The organism is Falsibacillus albus, from assembly GCF_003668575.1.
In the GTDB taxonomy this organism is placed as follows: Bacteria; Bacillota; Bacilli; order Bacillales; family DSM-25281; genus Falsibacillus; species Falsibacillus albus.
The window spans coordinates 489,436-507,188 of sequence record NZ_RCVZ01000001.1; the positions used below are offsets into that span (position 1 = coordinate 489,436).

The following is a 17,753-nucleotide window of genomic DNA, read 5'->3' on the forward strand; positions in this document are numbered from 1 at the left end:
ACAATTCCACCTCATTTTAAAATGGTCTTAGCTTTAGGATCCATAAAAAAAGGCAGTCCCCCGAGTGCATGGCACTTGTTGGACAGCCCTTTTTGATTAAATTATTATTTGGCCTTCGTTTTACCTGTCCATTTTTTAAATCCACCTTGAAGATGGTGAAGGTTTCGATAGCCTTTTCGATAAAGTGTCTGGCCGGCTCTGCCACTCCTCAATCCGCTTTGGCAATAAAGGTAGACTGGCTGGTCGGTGCGTATTTCTTTCATTCTCATTTTTAATTGGGACAGCGGAATATTCCTCGCGCCCAAAATATGCCCTTGATCGAATTCGTTCGGTTCGCGCACATCGATTAATTGTGCCTTGCGATACCCTTGGCGGAATTCATCTTCGGTCAAATTCTTGATGATTCTCTTTTGATAGAAGAAATTAAAAAGAGAATAAGCAATTATTCCGGCAATGACGGCTAGCAAAATATACAAAGTTACTTCCCCTTTCTAACAAATGAAGCTATTTACTATTATAGGCATCTTTACACTGAGAATCAAAACAAAAAAGCAAGTGCCTTTTGTTTTTTTTAGAGATTTGATAGACTAATATCGGATTATAAAAACTATTAATGAAAAAGAAGGTTTTGACAACATGACAAAAGAAATTTGGCGTTTCATCGATTCAGGGAATTGCTCCCCTTCTTTTAATATGGCTTTGGATGAAGCTTTACTTGATTGGCACAGCGAAGGAAAAATCCCTCCTACCATCCGTTTTTATGGATGGGATCCAGCCACCCTTTCCATAGGGTATTTTCAAAAGGTGGAAAAAGAAATCAATATGGATGCAGTGAAGGAGCATGGGCTTGGTTTTGTCCGGAGACCGACTGGCGGCAGAGGTGTACTTCATGATGAGGAACTTACCTACAGTGTGATCGTTTCCGAGGAACATCCCGAAATGCCTAAAACAGTCACGGAGGCGTACCGGGTCATATCCGAAGGGATCCTGAAAGGTTTTCACGGACTTGGATTAGAGGCATATTTTGCGGTTCCAAGGACGGATGAGGAAAGAAGCAGCCTGAAGAACCCGAGGTCGGCTGTATGCTTTGATGCCCCTAGCTGGTATGAACTTGTCGTTGAAGGCAGAAAAGTGGCCGGAAGTGCCCAAACAAGGCAAAAAGGGGTCATCCTTCAGCATGGATCGATTTTATTGGATTTGGATGAAGACAAATTGTTCAGTCTTTTCAAGTATCCGAGTGACAGGGTAAAAGAGAGGATGCAGAAGGCGTTTAAAAACAAAGCGGTCGCCATAAATGCAATCAGCCCGAAAAGAATCAATCTTTCCGAAGCGAAAGCAGCATTTAAAAAAGGATTTGAAGAGGGCTTGAATATTGAACTCCAGCCATATGAACTGTCAGATGAAGAAATACAATACGTAAAGAAAATTGCACAAGATCGATATGAAAACGATGAATGGAATTTCAGAAGATAATTTTTTTTGAAAAAGCGCACAGCTCGGCGCTTTTTTCCTTTTTATCAAGGGTTTGTCCGCCTTTCTGGTTTTGCAAATCTGAAAAAAAGTTGTATGGATCGGAATAGTTGATATAACCTTCCAATCTCTCGTTAATTCTTTCATATCTGCTGTATTTTTGGTTTGACAATTTTAAATAGATTTGACCAATACACAATATATAGTATGTGATTTGAAAAAAATAACACAATATATAGTGTTATGAGTTGAAATGTAGTCATGTTATTTGGTATATTTATTTTGCGAAGAACAATTAAGAACACTCACAGATTGATAACTGATATAGATTAAAGGAGTTGGCAAGATGTCTGTTGCAACGAATGAGCAAATGAATCTGAATACTGAAAGATTAAACAAGGATATCCATCTTTTTCCCCAGGTGCACCCAATTACCCCAGAAATGAAAATTACTCACAAAGGCGTTTCTCGATTAGTCATGATTGATCGATATTCCTTCAAGGACACCGAAAAAGTAACACTTACAAATGATGATTATGTCGTTTTGACAATAAAAGAAGATCCGAAGTTCCCAGCACGTGGATTGGGCTACATAGTAAATATTGATTGGGAAAATAAATCAGCCGAAGTATTGGTCGAAGAAGAATATCGAAGTGTTTTGGATGATCCGGCGGAAGTGGAAACCGGCATTGTTAAAAAATCGTTGGATGTAATTGAAAAGCCGCTTGAAATCTTCTATGAACAAATTGCCAAGCGAAACGCCACCGGGCTTGCTTCGGTTGAGCGGACAGAAGAAAAGAAACAGGAATGGTTCGAAAAGTTTTACCATGAATTGGTGAATCTGAATTTTGTACCGGCAGGACGAGTATTATATGGAGCAGGTGCCGGAACGGATGTCACATATTTTAATTGCTATGTGATGCCTTTTGTTCAAGATTCAAGGGAAGGCATCTCTGAACACCGCAAACAAGTCATGGAAATCATGAGCAGAGGCGGCGGCGTGGGAACGAACGGATCGACACTGCGTCCGCGCAATACACTGGCGAAGGGGGTTAACGGTAAATCCTCCGGTTCCGTTTCGTGGCTGGATGATATCGCAAAGCTTACTCACCTAGTGGAGCAAGGCGGTTCCCGAAGGGGCGCACAAATGATCATGCTGACCGACTGGCATCCAGATATCGTGGAATTCATCATTTCCAAAATGCAGAATCCAAGAATCCTTCGTTATTTGATAGAAAATACAGAAGATGAACATATTAAAAAAATTGCACAGGAAAAACTGAAATTCACGCCGTTGACAGAACAGGAAATCTCTATGTACCAAGGAATCATCAATTATAAACATATTCCTGGAAACGGGGGATTCGATGAAAAAATCATCAAGGAAGCAGAACTGAAGCTTGCAACTGGCGGAACCTATACAGTCCATAATCCAGAATTCTTGACTGGTGCAAATATTTCGGTCTGCCTTACAAAGGATTTTATGGAAGCAGTGGATAAAAATGAAGAATACTCCCTTAGATTCCCGGATGTAGAGTCATATGATCCAGAACAAATGAAAATTTATAATGACCAATGGCATGAAGTAGGGGATGTCCGGGAATGGGAAGAAAAAGGGCATAAAGTTCGCACATACCGTAAGATTAAAGCAGCAGAGCTGTGGAACTTAATCAATATTTGTGCTACTTATTCAGCGGAGCCAGGCATCTTTTTCATCGATAATGCAAATGACATGACAAATGCCAAGGCATACGGCCAGAAAGTCGTGGCGACAAATCCATGCGGGGAACAGCCGCTGGCGCCGTTCAGTGTCTGCAACCTCGCTGCTGTCAACTTAGCAGAAATGGCGGATGTTAAAACAAAGACCGTCGACTTTGAAAAATTGAAGAAGACCGTGGAAGTCGGAGTCCGCATGCAGGATAACGTCATTGATGCGACACCTTATTTCCTGGAAGAAAATAAAAAGCAGGCCCTTGGTGAAAGACGAGTAGGACTTGGAGTGATGGGACTTGCTGATTTGCTGATCTACTGTGAAAAAGAATACGGGTCAGAGGAAGGAAACAAGCTTGTCGATGATGTGTTCGAAGTGATTGCGACCACAGCCTATCGCGCGTCGGTTGAGTTGGCAAAAGAAAAGGGAAGCTTCCCATTTTTAGAAGGTGCTTCAAGGGCGGAAGGAAATCGGATCCGTGAAGCCTTTATCAATACCGGCTATATGAGCAAGATGCCAGAGGGTATAAGGGAATCCATTCTTGAACATGGAATACGCAATTCACATCTGTTGACAGTGGCCCCTACCGGAAGCACGGGAACGATGGTGGGCGTGTCCACCGGATTGGAGCCATACTTTTCATTTACGTATTACCGCAGCGGCCGCTTAGGCAAATTCATTGAAGTGAAGGCTGATATCGTCAAGGATTACTTGGAAGAAAACCCTGAAGCTAACGGTGATTCACTCCCGAATTGGTTCGTCACTGCGATGGAGCTTGCACCGGAAGCGCATGCGGATGTGCAGTGTGTCATTCAGCGTTGGATCGACAGCTCCATATCCAAAACGGTCAATGCACCAAGAGGGTATTCAGTGGAACAAGTGGAAAAAGTCTATGAGCGCCTCTATAAAGGAGGAGCAAAGGGCGGTACGGTCTATGTGGATGGCAGCCGTGATTCACAGGTCCTGACATTGAAAGCGGAAGAAAATCGCTTTGAAGAGAATGACGATCCAGTGGAATCTGAAAATGTGAAAAAGCAGCCCGTCGTTTTAGTGGATACTATTCAAGAATTACGATCCACCAATGTTACCATCGGTTCTGAAGTCGGCAACACATGTCCTGTCTGCCGCAAAGGAAAAGTAAAAGAAATCGGCGGCTGCAATACATGCGACAACTGCGCTGCCCAATTGAAATGCGGGCTATAAGGAGAAGTCTTAAGAGAGAAAGAAAAAGGAATTACGACTGAAGTCAGTCGTTGTTGAAGAAGGAGTATTCCCTTTGTAAAGGGGAGCTCCTTTTTCTTTTGGGGGCTCACCACGTAAACCGATTTCGACCAAAAAGATAAAATTCATTTCACATAGCGAATGATGCGACGCAAATTCGGCTCAAAAGAGCAAAGTCGTGTACCAAAGGATGTGAAGACGGACCGCGTTTCACTCAAAAGTGAAGTCCGGTGTCTCAAAGAGGTGAATAAGACGTATTTTCATCCCCCTTCGGAACAGGATCACTTCCTCAATCATCAAGAACTCAATTTCAAAAATATCACCTGCGCTGTCATTATCGGTATCATCCTTTTTTTCGATGTTTTAGTTCTATTTTCAATCAACGCCACTTAGGATGTAACAATGCAATGTAACTTCAAAGGGGCTGACACAATGTGGATCGATGGGGTGTTTTCTGGTGGAGGCATTAAAGGGTTTGCATTGATAGGAGCTTATCAGGCATTGGAAGAGAGAGGATTTCGCTTCAAGAGGCTGGCAGGCACTTCGGCTGGCTCGATCATCGCGGCTTTCTCGGCAGCAGGATATAGTTCCGATGAAATGATCCAGCTTTTGAATGACACAGATTTTAATCATTTTCTCGATTCCCGGAGAAGTATTCTTCCGCTCCCTTTTGCAAAATGGCTGATGGTATATTGGCGTCTCGGGATATACACTGGAAAAGCTTTAGAAGAGTGGCTTACAAAAAAATTGGCGCTTAAAGGGATTTATTCTTTTTCCGATTTGGAATCAGGCGCATTAAGAGTGGTTGCATCAGACCTGACGAATGGTAGATTGATGATATTGCCGGATGATCTTGAAAAGTATGGCATACCAATAGAGAGTTTCCCCGTAGCGAAGGCAATCAGGATGAGCTGCAGCCTTCCGTATTTTTTTGAGCCCGTTAAGCTAAGAAATATAGATGGAACAAATATTATTGTGGATGGGGGGGTGCTCAGCAACTTTCCCATGTGGCTGTTTGACAAAGAGAATATAAAGAAGGAAAGGCCTGTTTTAGGCATTAAGCTCAGCTCAAGTCAATTGGATTCTCCTCCAAATCAAATCAAAAATGGGATGCAAATGTTTGGGGCATTGTTTGAAACGATGAAAAATGCCCATGATGCAAGATATATCTCAAGGAAACATGAGAAAAACATTATTTTTATCCCGACTGAAAATATCTTAACGACCGAATTTGATTTGACGGAACCAAGAAAAAACGCCCTCATCGAATTAGGGCGTAGAAAAGCTGACGATTTCCTAAAAATATGGTGCTATTAAATGATCGAGTCAAAACGCTCGGTTTTTCTTTTTTCCTTTTTTGCCTTCTATTACCGTTAAATTGGCCTGGGATTTTTTTCTGATAGGCTTCTTACGGCTTTGGATGGAAGAAACGCTGGCCGTTTGACGTTTTTTATGCTTTTTCTTTGTTTTCTTTGCTGCTCTAATAAATGCTCGTTGGTCTTTCCCATTCGGCTTTCTCATGGTTATGACGCGATATAGGATAAAAATGACGCCAGCCACGACTATCACAAATAAAGCTTCCCTTAAGAAAGACGATGGATTTGAGAAGAGGCCGATTAAGGCCAGCATTATAATTCCGGTTAGAAACCAATAGCGAACGTTCACGAAAGCCACCTCCCTATGAGCATGATGAGCAAAAATGAAAAAATTTAAACCTTATATTATTCAAATTATACAATTTCTTCGGAATTTATATCCTCTTCCTTTATGTTTTCCATTCTTAACAGTTCTTTAAACGAGGCAATGGCTACTTCCACTTGGTCATCATCCGGTTCTTTCGTCGTAATCAGCTGCAGCCATAATCCCGGGTATCCTAAGAATCTCAGCACGGGGACATTCCGAAGTTTGTTCGTTAGCTGCAATACTTCAAACGATATGCCGAGGACGACAGGGATGAGGGCAAGTCTGTCAACAACCCGAAGCCATAGCGGTGTAGTCGGGACAAGCATATAAACAAATACGCCGACAATGACGGTAAATAAGATAAAACTGCTGCCGCAGCGATAATGAAGCCTGGATTGTGCCTGCACATTCTCCACTGTCAGTTCCTTAAGATTTTCATATGCGTTTATGACCTTATGCTCTGCCCCATGGTACTGAAATACCCGTTTGATGATTGGGGTAAGCGATACCAAATAAATGTAGGTCAATAAGAATAAAAGTTTAAATAAACCTTCGACCAGAACTTGTGAAAAGTCGCTGCTAAATATCGGGCGCGTCAATTGCGCTAAAAAAATCGGAACGAGTGTAAATACGAATTTACCAAATAAAAAGGATATGACCCCGATTGTGGCAACACCCAATATCATGGAAAGCTTGGAGGTTTTTTGTTCAGAGATTTTCTCGTCCTCTGAAGGATCTATATCGAATCTTTCAGTAGAAAAGTTCAAATGCTGAGATCCATTTGCACTGGCTTCAATGATGGCCACGATTCCCCGCAAAAAGGGAATTTTCTTTAATTTTTGGAACAATGGCCGACTTTTTCGCGGTAAATGAAAATATTCAATTGTGGAATCCTTTCTACGGACAGCGGTCACGGTATGTTTCTTCCCGCCGAACATGACTCCTTCAACTACTGCTTGGCCCCCATATGCTGGCCTTTCCTTATTCTCCATGTAGTAGACACCAACCTATAATCTTGAATGTATTTACTTTGAGTAGTATTTCTTTAATTACTCATAATAAGTATATTCTTTATTTTACTAAAAAATAGGTCCTCCTACCAGTTGATTCGCATAGAACGTTTTGTTTTACAAATCTTTGTGAAAACAGCCTGAAAAAATGAAATGGATCATTCTGGTCCGGGACATAATAACCATGGAGGTGATGACAATGTCGGAAGATAAAGATAAAGAAAAGGATAAAGAAAAAGATAAAGATAAAGATAAAGGGCAACTAGAGCAGGATACGAGGGAAAAACCTATGTCCTTTTTGATGCTTACTGTGATTACAGGCTTTTGCGGCGGAGTTTTATGGAGCGGCTTGGGCTATTTGGCGTATGTTTTTCATTTCACCGCAATAAACCCTAATGTCATTTTGGAGCCTTGGGCGATCGGGGAATGGAAATACAGCTGGCTTGGCATTGTGATATCCATTTTGGCGATAGGCGTTTTTTCCATTGTTGCAGCCCTGATTTATTATGGAATGCTGAGGAGGATGAAAAATCTTTGGGCGGGGATCGTTTATGGCATCGCCCTGTTTTTACTAGTTTTTATAGTGTTAAACCCCATTTTCCCAAGTATTAAACCGTTTATGCAATTGGATTTTGATACAATCATTACAACCGTATGCTTATATGGATTATTCGGACTTTTTGTAGGATATTCGATATCTTATGAAGAGAATGAATTACGTCATTATAACGAGAAGAAAGAACAAAGCTCACAGGATTCCTAATGGATGAAGCAGAGACAATTATGTAGTTTTGAATAATTTGTTTATGGTAGAATGTTCATGGAGAACATTCTTTTTTCTTAAGGAGCGGTTATCATTAAGATTTTACTCTTGAATGGACCTAACCTCAATCGTTTGGGGAAAAGGGAGCCTGGTGTATATGGACATGAAACGTTGGCCAATCTTGAAGAAAAGTTGGTGAAATGCGGCAGAGATCAAAATGCGATAGTGGAATGCTTCCAATCAAACCATGAAGGAGAAATCATAGATAAGCTTCATGATTCGGAAGATCAAGGGTTTAGTGGAGTGATTTTAAATCCTGGAGCGTTTACACATTACAGCTATGCGATCAGGGATGCAATAGCGTCCATAACGATTCCTGTCATTGAAGTACATATTTCCAACATTCATGCCAGGGAAGCGTTTAGAAGTCAGTCTGTCACAGCTCCTGTTGCTGCAGGTCAGATTGCCGGCCTTGGATATCTTGGCTATGAGTTGGCATTGAACGCATTAATAAAAACAAAGGGAGAGGGTATTGATGAACAAAATTGAAAAGATTCGCGAAGATTTTTCGAAAAAAGGAATAGACGGTCTACTCGTTACAAGTCCTTACAATCGCAGATATATGACTAATTTCACAGGTTCAGCAGGGGTTGCCCTTATTTCACAGGATAAAGCCGTATTCATTACTGATTTCCGCTATACAGAGCAAGCAGGCAAGCAGGCTCAAGGATATGAGATCGTTCAGCATAAAGGATTGCTTCATGATGAAGTGGTGGCGCAGGCAGAAAAACTGGGCATTCAAAAGCTTGGTTTCGAGTCATCATATATGACATTCGCTACATACCAAAACTATGAAAAATCTTTCAAGGGAGAACTGATTCCCGTTGCAGGATTAATGGAAAACTTACGCTTGATTAAGGATGCTTCAGAGCTTAAGATATTAAAGGAAGCTGCTGACATTGCGGACGCGGCATTCAAACACATATTAGACTACATTAAACCAGGTGTCTCTGAACTGGAAGTATCGAATGAATTGGAGTTCTTCATGAGAAAGGCAGGTGCAACCTCTTCATCCTTTGATATCATTGTAGCTTCAGGATACCGCTCTGCATTGCCTCATGGTGTAGCCAGCGACAAACTGATTGAAAAAGGCGACTTTGTCACATTGGATTACGGTGCCTTGCATAAAGGATACGTATCGGATATCACAAGGACGGTGGCAGTTGGGGAACCATCTGAGAAACTGAAAGAAATATACGACATCGTTCTCGAATCCCAATTAAAGTCTATGAACGAAATCAAACCTGGAATGACCGGCATACAAGCCGATGCCATTGCTCGTGATTATATCAGTGAAAAAGGATATGGGGAATATTTTGGCCACTCCCTTGGACATGGAATCGGGTTGGAGGTACATGAAGGTCCTGGGCTTTCCGTACGTTCAGATGTCGTATTGAAGCCAGGGATGGTGGTAACCGTGGAACCTGGAATTTATGTACAGGGCCTGGGTGGAGTTCGCATCGAGGATGATACATTGATTACGGAAAATGGAAATGAAACACTGACACACTCGACTAAAGATTTAATTATTTTGTAATTTGAAGCAGGAGGAATAAAAATGATTTCAGTGAATGATTTTAGAACCGGATTAACAATCGAAGTGGATAATGGCATTTGGCGCGTAATGGATTTCCAACATGTAAAGCCAGGAAAAGGCGCTGCATTTGTACGATCTAAATTGAGAAACCTGCGTACAGGAGCAGTTCAGGAAAAAACATTCCGTGCAGGTGAAAAAGTAGGGAAAGCTCAAATCGACAATCGCCGCATGCAATATCTTTATGCAAATGGGGACCAGCATGTATTCATGGATACAGAAACATACGAGCAGCTGGAACTTCCTGCAGCACAAATCGAGTATGAATTGAAATTCTTAAAGGAAAATATGGAAGTTGCAATCATGATGTATCAAAGCGAAACACTTGGTGTGGAGCTGCCGACAACGGTTGAATTGGAAGTCACCGAAACAGAACCAGGCATCAAGGGCGACACGGCATCTGGCGGATCTAAACCTGCAACGGTTGAAACAGGTCTGATTGTCAACGTTCCATTCTTTGTCAATGAAGGCGACAAATTGATTATCAATACATCTGAAGGTTCTTACGTATCACGTGCTTAAGAGTAAAACAAGGAAGCTGAAGGGAAATTCCCCTTCGGCTTTTTTTGCGTCTAAAATAAATCGGGGCTAAAGTCTTGAGAGAATTCAAGCAAAAACATTGTTGTCACAGCTGTAGGGAAATTGGCATTTATATTGAATAAAGGTGACGACACCTGGTAATCCTCCAACATTTTACATAGACCCTTCTTTTTGCTGTTTCTCGAAGAGTGTTTTTTTGTCAGTTTTTTTACTCATTTATCAACTGCATTCCCCTTGAGTAATTTCAAAAAATTCAAATGGTCATATAAATAGTTTTCCTGATGTCTGAGCTGAAGGGATTTTTCCCTTCAGCTTTTTTTGTGGTCATATTCAGTGTATTTAAGAATACATTTGAAGTAACGAGAGGCTTGTACGAAGGAGGACTATGGAATGGAAACCATTCTTGCTTTTTTGCCGAAATCAATCGCTGAACAAATTACTGCACTCCCCTCGAACCTACTGGATGATATGGAAGAAATCAGGATGCGGATCACAAGGCCTCTTGAGATCACAGCACGGGGAGAACCCCATTACTTGCCCTATATCGTACATGCCCATGATGCTGATCAATTTTTAAATAATCTTGGCCATCATTCCTTTTATACATTGGAGGAAGAGCTGAAGAGGGGATACATCACAATTGAAGGAGGTCACAGGGTGGGACTTGCAGGTAAAGTGATCCTGGACCACGGCCAGGTTAAGGCAATAAGAAAAGTGTCGTCATTCAATATCAGGATTGCACGGCAAAAAATTGGAATTGCAGAACCACTTGTTAATGTTCTGTACGACTCAAGCTGGAAACATACGATGATCATTGGCCCGCCGCAGACGGGGAAAACCACCTTGTTGAGGGATGTGGCAAGGATCATTTCAACAGGATTGAAAGATAGACGAATTCATCCACTCAAGGTTGGAATAGTTGATGAACGTTCAGAAATCGCCGGGAGTGTACAAGGAATTCCGCAGCTAAAGTTTGGTCCGCGCATCGATGTCCTCGATGCTTGTCCAAAAGCTGAAGGGATGATGATGCTTATTCGTTCCATGAGTCCAGACGTTCTGATCGTAGATGAAATCGGTAGAGAAGAAGACAGTATTGCCATAATGGAGGCAGTGAATGCCGGGATCACACTTATCATGACGACTCACGGCAGCAGCCTGGAAGAGATTAAAAAAAGGCCGACGTTGAAACCCATTTTGGATGCACAAATCTTCAATAGATTTATTGAGTTATCAAGAGGAAAAGGTCCGGGGACCATTACAAGGATATTAGACGAAAATGGAAAATCCCTTCACCGTAAAGAAAGTGTGAAACAGCCATGATAAAGATCATCGGCGCCATATTCATTTTATTATCAACGACGTGGGCAGGCTTTGAATCCTCCAAGCACTTAAGCGAAAGGCCAAGACAGCTTCGCTGGCTGAAATCAGCCATGCAATCCTTGGAGGCTGAAATCATGTATGGACATACCCCTTTGCATGAAGCAGCCCGAAAGATTGCCAAGCAAATGCCAAAACCATTATCTTGGTTTTTTGATTCGTTTGCGGAGAAGTTGACTGGGACAGAAACGACAGTGCGAGCTGCCTGGGAAGAAAGCCTGAAGGAAATATGGAAACTCACGGCCTTTAAACAAGGTGAGTATGAAGTGTTGCTGCAGTTTGGCGAGAATTTAGGAAAACACGATTTAATCACCCAGCAGAAACAGATTGTATTGGCACTCACCCACCTTGAAAGGGAAGAACAAGAAGCGAGGGAAAAACAGCATAAATATGAAAAAATGGCAAAAAGTCTTGGTCTCATGTCCGGGTTATTGCTGATCATCTTACTTCTGTAAAGGAAAATTTAGGAGGAACTAATATGGGGATTGATGTGGATGTCATTTTCAAAATCGCAGGAGTTGGAATCGTGGTGGCATTTTTACATACGATTCTCGATCAAGTTGGAAAAAAGGAATATGCACAGTGGGTGACTTTATTTGGATTTATTTACATTCTGTTCATGGTAGCTTCGATCGTGGATGATTTATTTCAAAAAATCAAGTCCGTCTTTTTATTTCAAGGGTAGGGGAGGGCTTTGCGATTGAAATTATCCAAATTGTAGGAATTGCCCTTGTGACCACTTTTTTGGCCTTGATTGTCAAAGAACAAAAGCCCAATTTTGCATTTTTATTAGTAGTATTTGTTGGCTGTGCGATTTTTCTGTTTTTAATTGATCAAATCTACCTCATTATCCGTATGATCGAAAAGATCGCCATCAATGCCAACATCAATATGATTTATGTTGAGACGATTTTAAAAATTATCGGAATTGCCTATATAGCCGAATTTGCTTCTCATATTACAAAGGATGCCGGACAAGGGGCCATTGCGGCAAAAGTGGAATTGGCGGGAAAGATCTTGATCCTGGCGATGGCTATCCCGATCTTGACCGTTCTGATTGAAACGGTGATAAACATGATACCAAAAGGATAGACGCATTACTATGATGGGGTGAAATGAATGCGGCAGTGGATGCAGATTATCTTTATCATTGCTCTTTTGTTTTTAACAGTTCCGAATCTTGTACAAGCTGCAGATGATCAACAAACAAGAAATATAGAGGATGAATTGGTCAGCCAACAGATGGATGACCTGGGGATTACAGAATTAAAAGGATACTGGCAAAATATCATCGATAAATATGGAGGATATCTTCCAGAAAGCCAAAAAGGCAGCTTGATCGATTTCATTAAAGGAGACAAAAAATTTTCTCTGAAGCAATGGTTTTATGGAATCACCAAATACACATTTCAAGAATTGATACAAAATGGAAAGCTTCTCGGCTCCCTGATCATGCTGACCATATTCAGCATGTTTCTGCAATCGCTGCAAAATGCATTTGATCAAGGGAATGTCAGCAAGGTAGCTTATGCCATCGTTTTCATGGTACTCATCATCATCGCCTTGAATTCATTTCATGTGGCGATTGATTATACACAGGATGCAATAAATACGATGATCCACTTCATCATTGCCTTGTTCCCCCTGCTTCTCGCATTGATTGCAACATCTGGTGGGGTGACATCGGCAGCCTTTTTTCATCCGGTCATCATCCTGCTGATGAATACGAGCGGTTTATTGATTGAATACATCGTTTTGCCCCTGCTTTTCCTGGCGGCACTCCTGAGCATTGTCAGTACACTTTCCGAACAGCATAAAGTGACTCAATTGGCCCAGCTTCTCCGAAATTGGAGCATCGGGCTGCTGGGGGTATTCATGACCGTTTTCTTAGGGGTCATTTCAGTACAGGGAGCCACGTCTGCTGTAACCGATGGCATTACGATCAGAACGGCAAAATTCGTCACCGGCAATTTTGTTCCGGTCATTGGGAGGATGTTTACCGATGCTACGGACACAGTCATTTCGGCTTCAGTCCTTCTTAAAAATACAGTGGGCATCGCCGGGGTGGCAATCCTGCTCATGATCGCAGCATTTCCAGCGATCAAAGTACTGGTGATTGCATTTGTTTATAAGCTTGCAGCAGCGCTTTTGCAGCCGGTTGGCGGGGGTCCTGTCATTGCATGCTTGGACACAATCAGTAAAAGTGTCATCTATGTATTTGCAGCATTGGCTATTGTTTCGTTCATGTTCTTTCTGTGTGTGACGGTCATGATCGCTGCAGGGAATATAACCTTGATGATTCGATAAGGGGGAGGAAACATGAGCTATCTCGTGCAATGGATTACGAACATTATATTATTCGTTCTTTTAACGGTCGTAATGGACATGCTCCTCCCCAATTCATCTTTTAAGAAATATACAAAAATGGTAACGGGGCTCCTTTTGATCACCATCATTCTCACTCCGGTGCTTAGGTTCATTTCCAGTGACTTCGATCAAGTGTTCAATCAAATTTCAATAAAGGAGTCCGTGGGAAATTTTCAGGTAGAAAATTTAATAGAAAGTAAGAAAAAAGAAATACAAGCATCACAACGTGCATATATTTTAGAACAAATGGCTGTCCAAATGAAAAAGGACGCAGAAGAGGAGATGATCGGCCAATTTGGAATAGGGATTGAGTCTATAAAGTTAAAGGTTAAACAAGGGGGAACAGATAGTTTTCCTGAAAATTTGGAAAAAATCACCGTTATGCTTGGAAAACCGCATGAGGCAGGTGTTGTTCAAGCGGTGAAGCCAGTATCCATTGACACCCGCGAAAACGATACGCAGCAGGTTAAGGATGAAAAGACAGAAAAAATGATAGACCTCTTGGCAAACAGATGGAATCTAGACGCAAAAAGTATTCAAATTCAATTTGAAGGAGGGATCCAAACAAACGATGAGCGGTGAAAAAGGACCAATCGACTGGTTGAAATCATTATTGCTTACCAAAAGTGATTCTTCAAAGCCTTCTGGAAAGAAAATAGGCAAGCTTCAATATTTTCTGATCATCTTGATTTGTGGGATTGCCTTTATGCTGATAAGCGATCTTTGGAGGTCAGGAAATGATCAAGCATCATCACCCGCCATGAAGCAAGCGCCTGAAAATGGAGGAAGCGTGGAGACCTTTGGCTCAAACAAGGATGACAAACCTAAAAGCATGGCTGACTATGAAAAACAATATGAAAACGAGCTTAAAGAAGCTCTCGATCAAATTGTAGGAGTCAGCAACGTGACGGTTGTCGTGAATGTAGAGGCATCCGAGCAAAAGGTATTTGAAAAGGATTCGAAAGCACAAAATCAAATTACAAATGAAACGGATCCAAAAGGCGGCGAGAGAAAAATAGAAGAACAAACAAAAGACGACCAGCTGGTGATCGTCAAAAACGGCGACAAAGAGGTTCCAATTGTGAAGGAAACGAGAAAACCAGAAATCAAGGGGGTTCTTGTAGTTGCAAATGGAGCTGATAATATACAAATCAAAAAATGGATCATTGAAGCGGTGACGCGTGTCTTGGATGTCCCAAGCCATCAGGTCGCCGTGATGCCAAAAAAATCAAAGGGGGATTCCTAAGTGTTACTAAAAAAACAAACTGTTTGGCTATTGACAATGTTAAGTCTAGTGGTAGTATTATCGGTTTATTATGTCACATCACCAGAAACGAAGACTGCAGATCTTGCCGCTGTTGATAAGGGCAAGAAAACGAGTGAAAGTGCATCAGCATCCAATAAGAAAGACATGGATGTTGTGACAGATGCTGCAGGCGATGAAGTTTTCGAAGCATTACGTTTAGATGAACAAGATAAACGGAGTGAGCTGCGCCAGCAATTAACGGAAATGGTCGCTTCACCTGACTTAACAGCAGAGGAGAAAAATAAAGCATACGAACAAATGCAGCAGCTTACTGAATTGGAAACAAAGGAAAAAGTACTTGAAAGTCTGATCCAATCAATGGGCTATAAAGATGCGCTGGTTCGCGCTGATGGTGAAAAGGTGTTGATCACTGTTAAAGCAAATGAGCAATCCAAAAAAGCAGCAAATCAAATCATCCAAAAAGTCGGCGATGAAATAGGAGAAATGCAGAAGGTTTCAGTAACATTCGAACCTGAAAAATAATACAAAAGGAGTCATTCCATTAGCCAGCGAGTCTGGCCGGAATGACTCCTTTTTTTAAATGGCATATCCTAAAAGATAGTAGTCATCACTTTGGATTCATCCTATCATAACGATTGAAATGGAAAGTGCGATTCTCCATGATGTATTCGCTTTCAATGGACATCTGACCTCTTTAAAATGTATGATATGTTTAGGTAGGAAAAAGTGGTCTTACCAATTCAACGTTGAATTTTTCATGTAAATTATCGTATGATATTAGTAGCTAGTCATAATTCAAGTTAGGAGATGTATCAAATGTTAAAGGTTCAAGAAATTCGTGAGCTTATTAAGCTAGTCGATCAATCGAGCATTGATGAATTCGTATATGAATATGAAGGTTCTAAAATAGAAATGAAAAAAAGAGGTGAGGCTGTCGTTGCCGCACAGCCAGTTCAACAAGCGGCTGCTCCAGCACCATCTGCACCACCGGCACCTGCTGCACCTGCCGCACCGGCGCCTGAGGCTCCAGCTGCAGCCGTTCAAGAAACTGTTCAGCCAGCAGCAGAAGATGATGCCAATTTACATAAAATCACTTCCCCGATGGTGGGAACATTTTATGCTTCCCCATCACCTGATGCAGACCTTTATGTGAAAACTGGATCAAGGGTTGGAGAAGATACGGTTGTCTGTATCGTTGAAGCGATGAAATTATTCAATGAAATCGAAGCGGAAGTGAATGGAGAAATCGTAGAAATTTTAGTTAAAGATGGACAACTGGTAGAATATGGACAACCATTATTCTTAGTAAAGCCTGAGTAAGGAGCGATTCTTTATGATTAAAAAGCTATTAATTGCAAATAGGGGAGAAATAGCGGTCCGCATCATCCGTGCAGCACGGGAGATGGGGGTAGAAACCGTTGCAGTATACTCCGAAGCAGATAAAGAGGCTCTTCATGTCCAAATTGCAGACGAAGCATACTGTATAGGACCAAAGACGTCAAAAGACAGCTACTTAAATTTCACAAATATCATCAGCGTTGCAAAACTGACTGGATGTGAAGCGATTCATCCCGGATATGGATTCTTAGCGGAGAATGCAGATTTTGCTGAGCTCTGCAGGGACTGCAATATCACTTTTGTCGGCCCGAGCCCTGAAGCGATCTCCAAAATGGGTACAAAAGATGTGGCAAGGGAAACGATGCGTGAGGCAGGCGTCCCGATTGTGCCCGGTTCAAAGGGAATCGTGAAAGATATTGATGATGCGATTAAATTAGCCAATGAAATGGATTATCCCGTCATCATCAAAGCTACTGCCGGCGGTGGTGGAAAAGGGATCCGCGTGGCAAGGACCGAACAGGAATTAATTAAAGGAATCAACATTACACAGCAGGAGGCAATGACTGCATTTGGGAATCCTGGTGTGTATATAGAAAAGTACATTGAGGATTTCAGACATGTAGAAATCCAAGTCATGGCAGACAACTATGGCAATGTCATCCACTTGGGTGAAAGGGATTGCTCCATCCAACGGAGACTTCAAAAGCTCTTGGAAGAAACACCGTCCCCCGCTTTGGATGGTGAAATGCGTGCTACGATGGGAGAAGCGGCTGTCAAGGCAGCAAAAGCAGTTGATTATTCCGGAGCTGGGACGGTAGAATTTATATATGACCATGTAAATCGTAAGTTTTACTTCATGGAAATGAACACGCGCATCCAGGTCGAGCATCCAGTCACAGAAATGGTCACAGGCGTTGATTTGATCAAAGAAATGATCCGTGTGGCTTCCGGTGAAAAATTGTCATTGAAACAAGAAGAGGTAACGTTCAGTGGCTGGTCGATCGAATGCCGCATCAATGCAGAAAATCCGGAGAAGAACTTCATGCCGTCACCGGGCAAGATCGATATGTATCTCCCTCCCGGCGGCTTTGGTGTAAGGGTGGAATCGGCAGCATATCCAGGCTATTCAATCCCGCCGTATTATGATTCCATGATCGCCAAGCTCATTACCTATGGAGCTACTAGGGAAGAAGCCATCCAAAGAATGAGGCGTGCTCTCAGCGAATTTGTCATCGAAGGTATCCATACCACGATTCCTTTCCATTTGAAGTTATTGGAGCATGAAACGTTTGTAGGCGGGGATTTTAATACAAAGTTCCTCGAAAAGTACGATGTAATGAATACTTAATCTT

Annotated in this window: 20 protein-coding genes; 17 read left to right on the forward strand and 3 right to left on the reverse strand. The window is 41.9% G+C overall.

All coding sequences use genetic code 11. The annotated features are described in order from the left end of the window. Positions 1 to 104 precede the first annotated feature (104 nt). Positions 105 to 476 carry a rhodanese-like domain-containing protein gene (locus tag D9X91_RS02410; protein WP_121678945.1) on the reverse strand — a complete coding sequence of 124 codons (372 nt, stop codon included), beginning with the start codon at positions 474 to 476 and terminating at the stop codon, positions 105 to 107. A gap of 160 nt (positions 477 to 636) precedes the next feature. On the opposite strand from D9X91_RS02410, the gene D9X91_RS02415 reads away from it, so the two are divergent. The 3 genes from D9X91_RS02415 to D9X91_RS02425 all read left to right on the forward strand — a co-directional run bounded on the left by D9X91_RS02415 (position 637) and on the right by D9X91_RS02425 (position 5,719). Next, positions 637 to 1,473, forward strand: a complete 837-nt coding sequence (locus tag D9X91_RS02415) for a lipoate--protein ligase family protein (RefSeq protein ID WP_121678946.1) — start codon at positions 637 to 639, stop codon at positions 1,471 to 1,473. A gap of 343 nt (positions 1,474 to 1,816) precedes the next feature. Next, positions 1,817 to 4,384: a vitamin B12-dependent ribonucleotide reductase gene (locus tag D9X91_RS02420; protein ID WP_121678947.1), complete on the forward strand. Its 2,568-nt coding sequence runs from the start codon at positions 1,817 to 1,819 to the stop codon at positions 4,382 to 4,384. 450 nt (positions 4,385 to 4,834) lie between these two features. After that, positions 4,835 to 5,719 (forward strand): patatin-like phospholipase family protein, encoded by an 885-nt coding sequence (locus D9X91_RS02425; protein ID WP_121678948.1) that lies wholly within the window; start codon positions 4,835 to 4,837, stop codon positions 5,717 to 5,719. Positions 5,720 to 5,728: 9 nt separating this feature from the next. Here the strand turns inward: D9X91_RS02425 and D9X91_RS02430 are convergent, their stop codons facing one another. Next, complete coding sequence (locus D9X91_RS02430) at positions 5,729 to 6,067, reverse strand: SA1362 family protein (RefSeq protein WP_121678949.1); 339 nt, start codon at positions 6,065 to 6,067, stop codon at positions 5,729 to 5,731. 65 nt (positions 6,068 to 6,132) lie between these two features. Next, complete coding sequence (locus D9X91_RS02435; RefSeq protein ID WP_121678950.1) at positions 6,133 to 7,077, reverse strand: DUF1385 domain-containing protein; 945 nt, start codon at positions 7,075 to 7,077, stop codon at positions 6,133 to 6,135. A gap of 217 nt (positions 7,078 to 7,294) precedes the next feature. On the opposite strand from D9X91_RS02435, the gene D9X91_RS02440 reads away from it, so the two are divergent. The 14 genes from D9X91_RS02440 (at position 7,295) to accC (ending at position 17,749) form a co-directional block, all read left to right on the forward strand. Then, complete coding sequence (locus D9X91_RS02440; RefSeq protein ID WP_233569482.1) at positions 7,295 to 7,858, forward strand: YqhR family membrane protein; 564 nt, start codon at positions 7,295 to 7,297, stop codon at positions 7,856 to 7,858. Between the two features lie 90 nt (positions 7,859 to 7,948). Then, positions 7,949 to 8,407, forward strand: coding sequence for a type II 3-dehydroquinate dehydratase (gene aroQ / locus D9X91_RS02445; protein WP_121678952.1), 459 nt, complete (start codon positions 7,949 to 7,951; stop codon positions 8,405 to 8,407). Further along, positions 8,394 to 9,455 carry a M24 family metallopeptidase gene (locus D9X91_RS02450; RefSeq protein WP_121678953.1) on the forward strand — a complete coding sequence of 354 codons (1,062 nt, stop codon included), beginning with the start codon at positions 8,394 to 8,396 and terminating at the stop codon, positions 9,453 to 9,455. The genes aroQ and D9X91_RS02450 overlap by 14 nt, the downstream gene beginning before the upstream one ends. 21 nt (positions 9,456 to 9,476) lie before the next feature. Then, on the forward strand, positions 9,477 to 10,034 hold the full coding sequence (efp, locus tag D9X91_RS02455) for an elongation factor P (RefSeq protein WP_121678954.1): 558 nt from the start codon (positions 9,477 to 9,479) through the stop codon (positions 10,032 to 10,034). Between the two features lie 408 nt (positions 10,035 to 10,442). After that, on the forward strand, positions 10,443 to 11,372 hold the full coding sequence (gene spoIIIAA / locus D9X91_RS02460; protein WP_121678955.1) for a stage III sporulation protein AA: 930 nt from the start codon (positions 10,443 to 10,445) through the stop codon (positions 11,370 to 11,372). After that, positions 11,369 to 11,884: a stage III sporulation protein SpoIIIAB gene (gene spoIIIAB, locus D9X91_RS02465; RefSeq protein ID WP_121678956.1), complete on the forward strand. Its 516-nt coding sequence runs from the start codon at positions 11,369 to 11,371 to the stop codon at positions 11,882 to 11,884. The genes spoIIIAA and spoIIIAB overlap by 4 nt, the downstream gene beginning before the upstream one ends. A 23-nt stretch (positions 11,885 to 11,907) precedes the next feature. After that, a complete protein-coding gene (spoIIIAC, locus tag D9X91_RS02470; RefSeq protein ID WP_114746173.1) occupies positions 11,908 to 12,114 on the forward strand; it encodes a stage III sporulation protein AC in 207 nt (68 codons plus the stop codon). 14 nt (positions 12,115 to 12,128) lie between these two features. Then, positions 12,129 to 12,521, forward strand: coding sequence for a stage III sporulation protein AD (gene spoIIIAD / locus D9X91_RS02475; protein ID WP_199738066.1), 393 nt, complete (start codon positions 12,129 to 12,131; stop codon positions 12,519 to 12,521). A gap of 27 nt (positions 12,522 to 12,548) precedes the next feature. After that, positions 12,549 to 13,736, forward strand: a complete 1,188-nt coding sequence (gene spoIIIAE, locus D9X91_RS02480; protein ID WP_121678958.1) for a stage III sporulation protein AE — start codon at positions 12,549 to 12,551, stop codon at positions 13,734 to 13,736. A gap of 12 nt (positions 13,737 to 13,748) precedes the next feature. Further along, positions 13,749 to 14,378: a stage III sporulation protein AF gene (spoIIIAF, locus tag D9X91_RS02485; RefSeq protein WP_121678959.1), complete on the forward strand. Its 630-nt coding sequence runs from the start codon at positions 13,749 to 13,751 to the stop codon at positions 14,376 to 14,378. After that, positions 14,368 to 15,042, forward strand: coding sequence for a stage III sporulation protein AG (gene spoIIIAG, locus D9X91_RS02490; protein WP_121678960.1), 675 nt, complete (start codon positions 14,368 to 14,370; stop codon positions 15,040 to 15,042). The genes spoIIIAF and spoIIIAG overlap by 11 nt, the downstream gene beginning before the upstream one ends. Continuing rightward, positions 15,043 to 15,585 carry a SpoIIIAH-like family protein gene (locus tag D9X91_RS02495; RefSeq protein WP_121678961.1) on the forward strand — a complete coding sequence of 181 codons (543 nt, stop codon included), beginning with the start codon at positions 15,043 to 15,045 and terminating at the stop codon, positions 15,583 to 15,585. A 294-nt stretch (positions 15,586 to 15,879) separates the two neighbouring features. Beyond that, the gene (gene accB / locus D9X91_RS02500; protein ID WP_121678962.1) at positions 15,880 to 16,383 is read left to right on the forward strand and encodes an acetyl-CoA carboxylase biotin carboxyl carrier protein; all 504 of its coding nucleotides are present in this window, start codon (positions 15,880 to 15,882) and stop codon (positions 16,381 to 16,383) included. A 13-nt stretch (positions 16,384 to 16,396) separates the two neighbouring features. Next, the gene (gene accC, locus D9X91_RS02505; RefSeq protein ID WP_121678963.1) at positions 16,397 to 17,749 is read left to right on the forward strand and encodes an acetyl-CoA carboxylase biotin carboxylase subunit; all 1,353 of its coding nucleotides are present in this window, start codon (positions 16,397 to 16,399) and stop codon (positions 17,747 to 17,749) included. Positions 17,750 to 17,753 lie beyond the last annotated feature (4 nt).

Coding starts and splice junctions, on each gene's coding strand:
- D9X91_RS02425 (WP_121678948.1), top strand. CDS start 4,835: ATGTGGATCGATGGGGTGTTTTCTGGTGGAGGCATTAAAGGGTTTGCA.
- accB (WP_121678962.1), top strand. CDS start 15,880: ATGTTAAAGGTTCAAGAAATTCGTGAGCTTATTAAGCTAGTCGATCAA.
- efp (WP_121678954.1), top strand. CDS start 9,477: ATGATTTCAGTGAATGATTTTAGAACCGGATTAACAATCGAAGTGGAT.
- spoIIIAC (WP_114746173.1), top strand. CDS start 11,908: ATGGGGATTGATGTGGATGTCATTTTCAAAATCGCAGGAGTTGGAATC.
- D9X91_RS02440 (WP_233569482.1), top strand. CDS start 7,295: ATGTCGGAAGATAAAGATAAAGAAAAGGATAAAGAAAAAGATAAAGAT.
- D9X91_RS02450 (WP_121678953.1), top strand. CDS start 8,394: ATGAACAAAATTGAAAAGATTCGCGAAGATTTTTCGAAAAAAGGAATA.
- spoIIIAE (WP_121678958.1), top strand. CDS start 12,549: ATGCGGCAGTGGATGCAGATTATCTTTATCATTGCTCTTTTGTTTTTA.
- spoIIIAA (WP_121678955.1), top strand. CDS start 10,443: ATGGAAACCATTCTTGCTTTTTTGCCGAAATCAATCGCTGAACAAATT.
- D9X91_RS02420 (WP_121678947.1), top strand. CDS start 1,817: ATGTCTGTTGCAACGAATGAGCAAATGAATCTGAATACTGAAAGATTA.
- D9X91_RS02415 (WP_121678946.1), top strand. CDS start 637: ATGACAAAAGAAATTTGGCGTTTCATCGATTCAGGGAATTGCTCCCCT.
- D9X91_RS02435 (WP_121678950.1), bottom strand. CDS start 7,077: ATGGAGAATAAGGAAAGGCCAGCATATGGGGGCCAAGCAGTAGTTGAA.
- spoIIIAG (WP_121678960.1), top strand. CDS start 14,368: ATGAGCGGTGAAAAAGGACCAATCGACTGGTTGAAATCATTATTGCTT.
- spoIIIAB (WP_121678956.1), top strand. CDS start 11,369: ATGATAAAGATCATCGGCGCCATATTCATTTTATTATCAACGACGTGG.
- spoIIIAF (WP_121678959.1), top strand. CDS start 13,749: ATGAGCTATCTCGTGCAATGGATTACGAACATTATATTATTCGTTCTT.
- accC (WP_121678963.1), top strand. CDS start 16,397: ATGATTAAAAAGCTATTAATTGCAAATAGGGGAGAAATAGCGGTCCGC.